The organism is Syntrophomonas sp. UBA1041, from assembly GCF_002316705.1.
Lineage (GTDB): Bacteria > Bacillota > Syntrophomonadia > Syntrophomonadales > Syntrophomonadaceae > DTU019.
On the sequence record NZ_DCEA01000010.1, the window covers coordinates 22,680 to 31,151 of the forward strand.

10 protein-coding genes are annotated in these 8,472 nt (G+C 49.9%); all 10 read left to right on the top strand.

Going from position 1 to position 8,472, the window contains the following annotated elements:
• Nucleotides 1-26: 26 nt before the first annotated feature.
• A complete protein-coding gene (locus tag B2633_RS01950; protein ID WP_483168857.1) occupies nt 27-2,162 on the top strand; it encodes a heterodisulfide reductase-related iron-sulfur binding cluster in 2,136 nt (711 codons plus the stop codon).
• A 262-nt stretch (nt 2,163-2,424) separates the two neighbouring features.
• The gene (locus B2633_RS01955) at nt 2,425-3,141 is read left to right on the top strand and encodes a pseudouridine synthase (protein ID WP_483168858.1); all 717 of its coding nucleotides are present in this window, start codon (nt 2,425-2,427) and stop codon (nt 3,139-3,141) included.
• Entirely contained in the window at nt 3,119-4,105 is a 987-nt protein-coding gene (locus B2633_RS01960) for a nicotinate-nucleotide--dimethylbenzimidazole phosphoribosyltransferase (protein ID WP_483168859.1), read from the top strand. Before B2633_RS01955 ends, B2633_RS01960 begins: the two co-directional genes overlap by 23 nt.
• 24 nt (nt 4,106-4,129) lie before the next feature.
• Complete coding sequence (locus B2633_RS01965; RefSeq protein WP_481040404.1) at nt 4,130-4,558, top strand: hypothetical protein; 429 nt, start codon at nt 4,130-4,132, stop codon at nt 4,556-4,558.
• 16 nt (nt 4,559-4,574) lie between these two features.
• Nucleotides 4,575-5,420: an HDOD domain-containing protein gene (locus B2633_RS01970; RefSeq protein ID WP_483168860.1), complete on the top strand. Its 846-nt coding sequence runs from the start codon at nt 4,575-4,577 to the stop codon at nt 5,418-5,420.
• Between the two features lie 342 nt (nt 5,421-5,762).
• Complete coding sequence (locus tag B2633_RS01975) at nt 5,763-6,272, top strand: hypothetical protein (protein ID WP_483168861.1); 510 nt, start codon at nt 5,763-5,765, stop codon at nt 6,270-6,272.
• Nucleotides 6,273-6,293: 21 nt separating this feature from the next.
• Nucleotides 6,294-6,509: a 4Fe-4S binding protein gene (locus B2633_RS01980; protein WP_481040398.1), complete on the top strand. Its 216-nt coding sequence runs from the start codon at nt 6,294-6,296 to the stop codon at nt 6,507-6,509.
• A gap of 4 nt (nt 6,510-6,513) precedes the next feature.
• Nucleotides 6,514-7,575 carry a 3-methyl-2-oxobutanoate dehydrogenase subunit VorB gene (locus tag B2633_RS01985; protein ID WP_483168862.1) on the top strand — a complete coding sequence of 354 codons (1,062 nt, stop codon included), beginning with the start codon at nt 6,514-6,516 and terminating at the stop codon, nt 7,573-7,575.
• The gene (locus B2633_RS01990; protein ID WP_481040394.1) at nt 7,572-8,315 is read left to right on the top strand and encodes a thiamine pyrophosphate-dependent enzyme; all 744 of its coding nucleotides are present in this window, start codon (nt 7,572-7,574) and stop codon (nt 8,313-8,315) included. The genes B2633_RS01985 and B2633_RS01990 overlap by 4 nt, the downstream gene beginning before the upstream one ends.
• Before the next feature lies 1 nt (nt 8,316).
• Nucleotides 8,317-8,472, top strand: a 156-nt coding sequence (locus tag B2633_RS01995) for a 2-oxoacid:acceptor oxidoreductase family protein (RefSeq protein WP_483168906.1), incomplete at its 3' end; no start/stop codon positions are given.

The following is an 8,472-nucleotide window of genomic DNA, read 5'->3' on the forward strand; positions in this document are numbered from 1 at the left end:
CTTCATTTAAGGAGGGAATTTTGTAAATGATTTTTGGATTTGAACCACTGGAAGGTGGTTATGAAGTTCCCATGAGGGTGGTCGGGGCTAACGTACCTTATGAATGGCTTATCTATATCTTTATGTTCATCCCCATCGGTATTTTATGTTTTGGGTTTTACGAAAAGGCCAAGGTATGGTGGCTTGCGAAGGGCGAGATCCATAGGGTCGACAACGGTTGGCAACGGCTCTTGTCATGGCTTACTTTCTCCTTTGCACAGGCTCGTGTAATCAGAAAACCTTTTGCTGGCTGGATGCATGCCTTCTTATTCTGGGGCTTTTTAGTCCTGGCACTGGCGGCAGGCGTTGACGCAGCCCATTTTTGGATACATTGGCCTCCTGTAGAAGGCGGAACATATATTGCCTTCTCTTTCGTTGTTGACCTGTTAGGCTTCCTGGCATTAATAGGTATAATGGCTCTGGCTTACATCCGCTATGTTCAGAAACCAGACCGCTTAAATGACACCAAAAAGTCCGATGGTTGGATTATCTTTTTGATTTTCACCATTCTGCTGACCGGGTTCTTCATTGAAGGCCTGAGAATAGCAGCTCAGATTAAACTGGCCACTACTATGGAACAGATTCAATACGAGCAAATGGCATCAGCCTTTGGCTGGTATTTTGCTTATCTGTTCGCTGGTATGTCTCTGGAATCGGTTCTGGTATGGCATCGCATCATGTGGTGGTTCCACATGTGGATTGCCTTTGCATTTATCGCTCTGGTTCCATTTACCAAACTGTGGCACATCGTGACCAGCATGATCAATTATGCTTTCCGCGACCTGGGCCCCTCGGCTTTGCGGCACGTGGAGAACATTGAAGAAGCCGAAACCTTCGGTGTAGAGAAAATCGAAGAATTCGGTTGGAAAGACATCGTAGACCTGGATGCCTGCATCCGCTGCGGACGCTGCCAGGAAAACTGCCCGGCCTACAACACCGGCAAGCACCTCAATCCTAAGATCACCCTGATTCAGAATATGAAGCAACACTGGGATGCCAAGGTGCCTTACCTGATTGCAGCTCAGGATCATCCTGCTGAGGAGGACGCTGCGGTGGCCATGACCGAAGAGGCGGCTGCTGAGGCTGTAAATCCCATGGAACAGAGCCTGATTTACGATGTGGTAACCAGTGATGTAATCTGGGATTGCACCAACTGCCGCGCTTGTATGGAGCATTGCCCGATGTTCATCGAACACATCCCCAAGATTGCCGAAATGAGACGCAATCTGGTTATGTGGCAGGGAGATATGCCGGGTGAAGCGCAGATGGCGTTCACCAACATGGAACGCAACTACAACCCCTGGGGCGTTGGCTGGGCCAACCGCGCTCAGTGGCTCACCGAGAGAGGCGTTCGCGAGATGGTCAACCTGCTGCCTGAAGACGGCGGTGAGTTTGAATACCTGCTCTATGCCGGCTGTGCGGTATCCTTCGACGACCGCTATAAGAGGGTCGGGGAAGCCTTGGTCAGAATCCTCAACCAGGCCGGGGTCAGCTTCGGTTACCTGGGCACTGAGGAGTTCTGCTGCGGCGACTCTGCCAGAAGGCTGGGCAACGAATACCTGTACCAGACCCTGGTACAGCAAAACCTCGAGTCTTTCAACAACTACGGCGTTAAGAAGATCATTGTGGTCTGCCCGCATGGTTATAATGCGCTGAAGAATGAATACCCGCAGATGGGCGGCAACTTTGAGGTTTACCATTATACCGAAGTCCTGTCCCAACTGATTGCCCAGGGCAAGATTAAGCCGGGCAAACTTGGCTCCAAGGCCACCTATCACGATTCCTGCTTCCTGGGCAGACACAATAATATCTATGATCAGCCCAGACAGGCCCTGCAGTCTGCTGGAGTCAACATTTCTGAGATTGAACAGGGCAAGCAATTCGGCTTCTGCTGCGGCGCCGGCGGCGGCCGGATGTGGCTGGAAGAACATGCTGTGGAAGGATACAAACGCATCAATGATACCAGAACCGATCAGCTGCTGGAACCCAATCCGGAAATGATCATCACCAACTGCCCGTTCTGTCTGACCATGATCTCAGACGGCGTGAAAGGTGCTGAAGCCGAGGAACAGACCAAGGTCTTTGACGTGGCTGAAGTGGTCTGGCAGTCAATGAGCAAATAAATACAATATGTAATTATCTGCAGAACCCCTCTAAAAGAGGGGTTCTTTTTTTCGGAATGAAACCCTGGCCCAGGCCATTTTTATTTTAAGGATGTCCGGGTTATAATTATTAGCATGGTATGATTGAGTTCGCAATGCCGGAATAACAGGTAAACTTACTTTTATGCCTTCAAAGCCGTCCTTACCTTAAATTAAGGATGATAAGCAGGGACACCATTGATGCTGATCATTCCGGAAGTAATCCGCTCTGGGGGAAGTGATTATGAGACTGGCCAAGTATATTGCAGACAGCGGCCTGGCTTCAAGGCGCCGGGCTGAAGAGCTTATTGCCGGAGGCCTGGTCACGGTAAATGGCGTCACGATCTCCAGAGTTGGCGTCAATGTTGACCCCCAATGTGACCGGGTGAGTGTGAATGGCCAAATGATCGAACCCGTTGCCAGGGTTTATCTGCTGCTCAATAAACCCCGCGGTTGTCTGAGCAGCGTGGGAGATCCCCATGGCAGGTCTACAGTGGTTGACCTGGTTAAGGATGCTGCGGCCAGAGTCTATCCGGTAGGGCGCCTCGATTTGGATACGGAAGGGCTTTTGCTCATGACCAATGATGGAGAATTTATGAATCTCATGATCCATCCCCGCTACCACATACCGAAAACTTATCAGGCCTGGGTCACAGGTATGGTTGGGGATCAAGAACTGGAAGACCTCCGCAAGGGAATCAGGCTGGAAGATGGTATGACCCAACCGGCCCTAGCCAAACTGGTGCGGGTTGGGAATGACCGTTCACTGGTGGAATTAGTGTTGTATGAAGGCCGCAAGCGTCAGGTAAAACGCATGTTCAAAGCCATAGGGCACCCGGTGTTGGCCTTAAAGCGGACCGCTCTGGGTTTTTTGACCCTGCAAGGGGTGGCCCCCGGAAAATACCGCCGCTTGCAGGACGAAGAAGTAGACCGGTTGATTGCCATGGCCCGGGGCACATAATTATCAGCACCGGACTGAGTCTAAAAACCGCGGCAAATCTAAGGAGGAAGCCCCGACGCTTGATATCTTAGAACCCCAGAATGCCTGGGGCCGTTTAAACATAATCGGAGAACGCATCCAGAAACTCGATTCATACCGTTACGGTCTGGTCATTTTCGCGGCGGATCACGGTATCAGCACCGAAGCGGTCAGTCTTTACGCTCCCCTGAAAACCAGTATGCTGGCCGAACAGCACCTGCGGGGAGTCGCCCCCACCAGCCGTCTGCTTACGCGCTTGCAGCGCCCGGAGTTGATAGTTGATGTGGGTTTGTATAACGAAATAGAGGTTTCCGAAATGCTTATATCAAGCAAAGTGTGCCATGGAAGCAGGCATTTCATATATGAGGACGGCCTTAGCCCGGAAGAGGCAACTGCGGCCTTGGACTGCGGGGCTAGAATTTATAAGGAAAAGATTGGAGACGGTTTTGATATAATAGGAGTTGGTGAACTGGGCATCGCCAATACTCTCTGCGCAGCCGCCGTAGCCGCTGCGGTTACCGGAATAAATCCAGATCAATTGGTAGGCCGCGGGTCGACCGACCATAAAGTAATTGCCAAAAAAACCGAAATAATCTATAGAGCCTTTGAACACAGGATTCCTGATTCCAACCATCTGACTGATATTCTGGCTCGTTTTGGCGGCCTGGAAATCGCAGCTTTGACAGGGTTTATGGTTGAGGCTTGCAGGGATGGCAAATTGGTGATGCTGGACGGATATGTGACAGCAGTGGCAGCTCTCCTGGCTAACCTTCTAGATGATCAAGTTTCATCCTGCCTGATTGCGCCCAGTTTATCAGATCAAAGAGGCCATCAGCTGGTTCTGGATAAAATTGGCCTGGAGGCAGTGTTTAATCTGGGAATCAACTATGGAGAAGGTCTGGCAGCGGCCCTGGGCATGTTCCTGGGGGAAATCATGATGCAATAAATATTAATGATGGGAGGCCTGACATTGATCCGATTGAAAGTGCGCTTCGATTATATCGCCGAGGGCAAAACCAGCCGGCGGTTTTTTGCTGCTAAAAACAGCGACGAACAGGCCGAAGAACTGCGGCAGCATAAAATTGCTCTGATACGGAATGTGCCGGTTCAAGGAGTAAATATCGAAGAGATTGATATGAGCATGGAGATATATACCATTTTCGATGAATTTACCAACCGTCTTTCCACCTGCGCGCCGGTTACTATCACTTTTTCGGTAGAAAGCCTGGAAGACGCCATTAAATTCATTATGAAAGATGAGTTCCGCACCATTGAGGTCTTAGATCCTGCCGAGTTGAATTTGAGCCGTCTTGAGGTGGCAAGGTTGTTCTCAAAAATAAACGAAGGTCTGCAAAGTTACCGGGTATACTTGGAAAAGAAAATTGATAATTGGAAATAACCGGTGGAGGTTAAGAATGGCTAGATTCAGCATGAATTATATCATGGACGCAGTGAATGATTTGCCCGCTTTGCCACAAATGGCTTGTAAAATCATGGATTTGACCGATGATCCCCGGGCAACGGCTCAGGATGTTGGCAACGCCATCAGCCAGGATCAAGGCCTGACCTCTAAAGTCTTACGTATGGCCAATAGTGCATACTATGGGTATTCACGTCAAGTCGCCACTGCAGCAGAGGCCACCGTTCTGCTGGGGTTTGCTACCATCCGCAGCGTGGTTCTGGCGGCTTCTATGAACGATATCCTGTGCCGGGAATTGACCGGTTATGCTTTAGGGCCGGGAGACCTGTGGAAGCATTCCTACGGCACTGCCATGGCCTCACGATATATTGCCAAAAGGAGCCGCTATAAAGCTATTGAAGTTGCTTATACCGCAGGTTTGCTGCACGATATCGGCAAAGTGATTCTAAACAAGGTTATGAACGAGATCTATCAAGATGTGGTAGAAGAAGCTATTCAGAAGCAGATATCATTTCTAGAAGCCGAAAACCGGGTTCTGGGCTTTAACCATGCGGTAATCGGATCCGGGTTAGCCCGTAAATGGAAGTTTCCTGCAGATATAGTTGAAGCGATAGCTTTTCACCACAATCCCGGCGAGGCTGAGAAAGACCGTTTTTTGACCGCCTTTGTACATATTTCTGATGCCCTTTGTTCCTCCATGGGCCTGGGGGTGGGAGCCGATGGCATGTTATATCCGGTGTCAAAAAGCGCCATGGAGCTTTTAGGCTTAGGCGGGAAGGATATCGAAATGATTACCGATGAAATTTCTGATGTCATTATCGAGCTGCAACGGGGAATGTAAAGCCCTATCTGTCTTTACGCCGAGCGACTTCAAATCAAAGGATTAATAGAGGGATATAATTACTTGAAGAATGAAGCGGCGAGGATTCCGGTATCCTTGCCGCTTAACCATTTCTTAACATAAAACTCATTGTTTTGTGAGTGGATTCTCTATTATAATGTACAGTATATAATTTTGTAGAAGGGCTGGGTTAGGGGAATTATTACAGTATTTGCCGGTGCTTTTGGCAGCGGTAAGAGTGAGATAGCTGTAAACTATGCGATAGAGTGCGCGCAGCAAAACATTGCTACAATACTGGCTGATCTGGATCTGGCCAACCCTTATTTTGTATCCCGTGATACTGTGAGGGTTCTCAATCAGTACAATATTGAGCTGATGGCTCCTGACAATACTTTGGCCTATGGGGATGTTCCCAATCTTCCCCCTGGTATTATCGGCACTCTTAGGCGGAATTTGAATACTGTAGTTGATCTTGCGGGCGACAAAGCCGGAGCCCTGGTGTTGGGGTATCTGACTAGATTCATCAATCCTTCCTATTTTCGCCTCTATATGGTCATTAATCCATACCGTCCCTTTTCTTGGGAAATACAGGATATTGCAGATCTTAAAACCATGCTGGAGGGGTTCGCGCAGCACCCGGTTTCCGGTATAATAAGCAATCCGCACCTGGTTGAGGACAGTGATTTTGGGGTAATTGTAGAGGGGCACCGGCACGTGCAGGATATTTCTTCTGCATTGGGCCTTCCCCTGACTCAGCTGGTAGTTACTGATACCTTTTATCAAGAAGCACGCCTTCAATTTGGTGATATAGTTAAGCAGATACATCTTTATTTAAGGCCTGAATGGTTGTAGGGTTGTGAGGAGGAATGCAGGTTGGCCAGGGGAGTGGTTACTTTTTCCAGCGACCGCTGTAAAGCTTGCGGGCTGTGTATATTATTCTGCCCCAAGCAGATCATGGGCTTCGATAAGACCAGTATCAATATACTGGGCTATCATCCGGTAAGCCTGGTTAAACCAGAGGATTGCAACGGATGCGGCATCTGTGCGGTGATGTGTCCTGATCTGGTTATTGAGGTGGGGAGGGAGTAAGCCTATGCAGCGCGTTTTGATGAAAGGGAATGAAGCTATCGCCGAGGGGGCTATAAGAGCCGGATGCAAGGGATTCTTTGGCTATCCCATCACCCCTTCCAGTGAAATAGCCGAATATATGGCCAGGAAAATGCCCACTATCGGGGGGATTTTTGTACAGGCCGAAAGTGAATTGGCTGCCATCAATATGGTCTACGGGGGAGCCTCTACCGGTTTTCGGGTAATGACCGCCTCATCGGGTCCGGGCATCAGCCTTAAACAGGAAGGCATTTCGTTTTTGGCAGAAGGGGAATTGCCCTGCCTGATCGTGGACATTAGCCGGGGAGGACCCGGATTGGGAGGAATACAGCCCTCCCAGGCCGACTATTTTCAGGCCACTCGCGGCGGCGGCCATGGCGATTATTTTATCATTGTGCTGGCTCCCTCCAGCGCGCAGGAAATGATGGATCTGACCATGCTGGCATTTGACCTGGCCGATGGCTACCGCATTCCGGTAATGCTACTGGCCGAAGGAACCCTGGGCAACCTGATAGAGCCGGTAGTATTGCGGGATCCCGTCACCGAATTCATAGAAAAGCCATGGGCCATCACCGGCTGTAAAGGGCGCCAACCCAATATTGTGAACACTTTGCACCTGCCGGTGGAGACCCTGCAAAAAAGAAATCAGCATTTAAACGATAAATACCAGTCCATTAAAGCCAATGAAGTGAGATATGAAGAATACCTGAGCGGCGATGCCGATTTGATAGTAGTGGCATACGGAATCATGGCCCGGATTGTCAAAAAAGCCGTATGGAACGCCCGCCAGGAAGGTGTGAAGACCGGTCTGATACGGCCCATAACCCTGTGGCCTTATCCGTATGAAGCTATAGCAGCCTTATCCAAAACCTGCACAGCCATGGTTTCGGTTGAGATAAGCAGCTCAGGGCAGATGATCCAGGATATTCAACTGGCAGCGCAAGGCCGGGTGCCGGTGCATTTTATCGGCGAGATAGGCCGGACGCCCAATCCCGAAGAGATTACCCAGCAATTGCTGCTCATTGCGGAAAGGGAGGGCTTGAAATGAAAATGATTGCGCAGAAGCCCGAGAGTTTGACCGGGGCCCAATATCACTACTGTCCGGGCTGTTCACATGGCATCATTCACCGGCTGGTGGCTGAAGTTATGGATGAATTAAACATACGCGAAGAGACCATCGGTATTTGTCCGGTGGGTTGTTCAGTGTTGGCCTACGAATATTTTAATTGTGACATGCTGGAAGCCGCTCATGGCCGGGCTCCGGCTATAGCCACAGCCATAAAGCGTCTCTTGCCGGATCGCTATCTGTTTACCTACCAGGGCGACGGCGACCTGGCTTCTATCGGCATGGGGGAAATCGTGCACGCTTCACTGCGCGGGGAGAAAATCACCACTATCTTCGTTAATAATACGCTGTATGGAATGACCGGCGGGCAAATGGCTCCTACCACTCTTCTGGGGCAGGTGACCACTACTTCGCCTTACGGCCGCAAGGCTGAGATCGAAGGGTATCCCGCCAAGATGTGTGAATTGTTGTCACACAATGAAGGTTCAGCTTATATCTGCCGCACCGCAGTCAACAATCCGGCCAATGTCATCAAGACTAAAAAGGCTATAAAAAAAGCTTTCCAGACTCAGGCCAAAGGCCTTGGTTTCAGCATGGTGGAGGTTCTGTCCGCCTGCCCCACCAATTGGGGTTTGAGCCCGGCCGATTCATTGAAATGGATGGAAGAGCATATGATACCATATTATCCGCTGGGAGAATTCAAGGTGAAGGGAGAACAGTAGAATGGCACAAGAACAACAGGTTTTATTTGCAGGATTCGGAGGACAGGGAGTCATTTCAATGGGCCAGTTTCTAACTCACCTGGCCATGCATACCGGCAAGGAGGTCTCATGTGCTCTATCCTATGGGGCTGAAATGCGCGGCGGCACCGCCAACTGC

Excerpts from the sequence above, each read along its gene's own strand:
- B2633_RS01950 (WP_483168857.1), top strand. The coding sequence starts at position 27 with ATGATTTTTGGATTTGAACCACTGGAAGGTGGTTATGAAGTTCCCATG.
- B2633_RS01990 (WP_481040394.1), top strand. The coding sequence starts at position 7,572 with ATGAAAATGATTGCGCAGAAGCCCGAGAGTTTGACCGGGGCCCAATAT.
- B2633_RS01970 (WP_483168860.1), top strand. The coding sequence starts at position 4,575 with ATGGCTAGATTCAGCATGAATTATATCATGGACGCAGTGAATGATTTG.
- B2633_RS01985 (WP_483168862.1), top strand. The coding sequence starts at position 6,514 with ATGCAGCGCGTTTTGATGAAAGGGAATGAAGCTATCGCCGAGGGGGCT.
- B2633_RS01955 (WP_483168858.1), top strand. The coding sequence starts at position 2,425 with ATGAGACTGGCCAAGTATATTGCAGACAGCGGCCTGGCTTCAAGGCGC.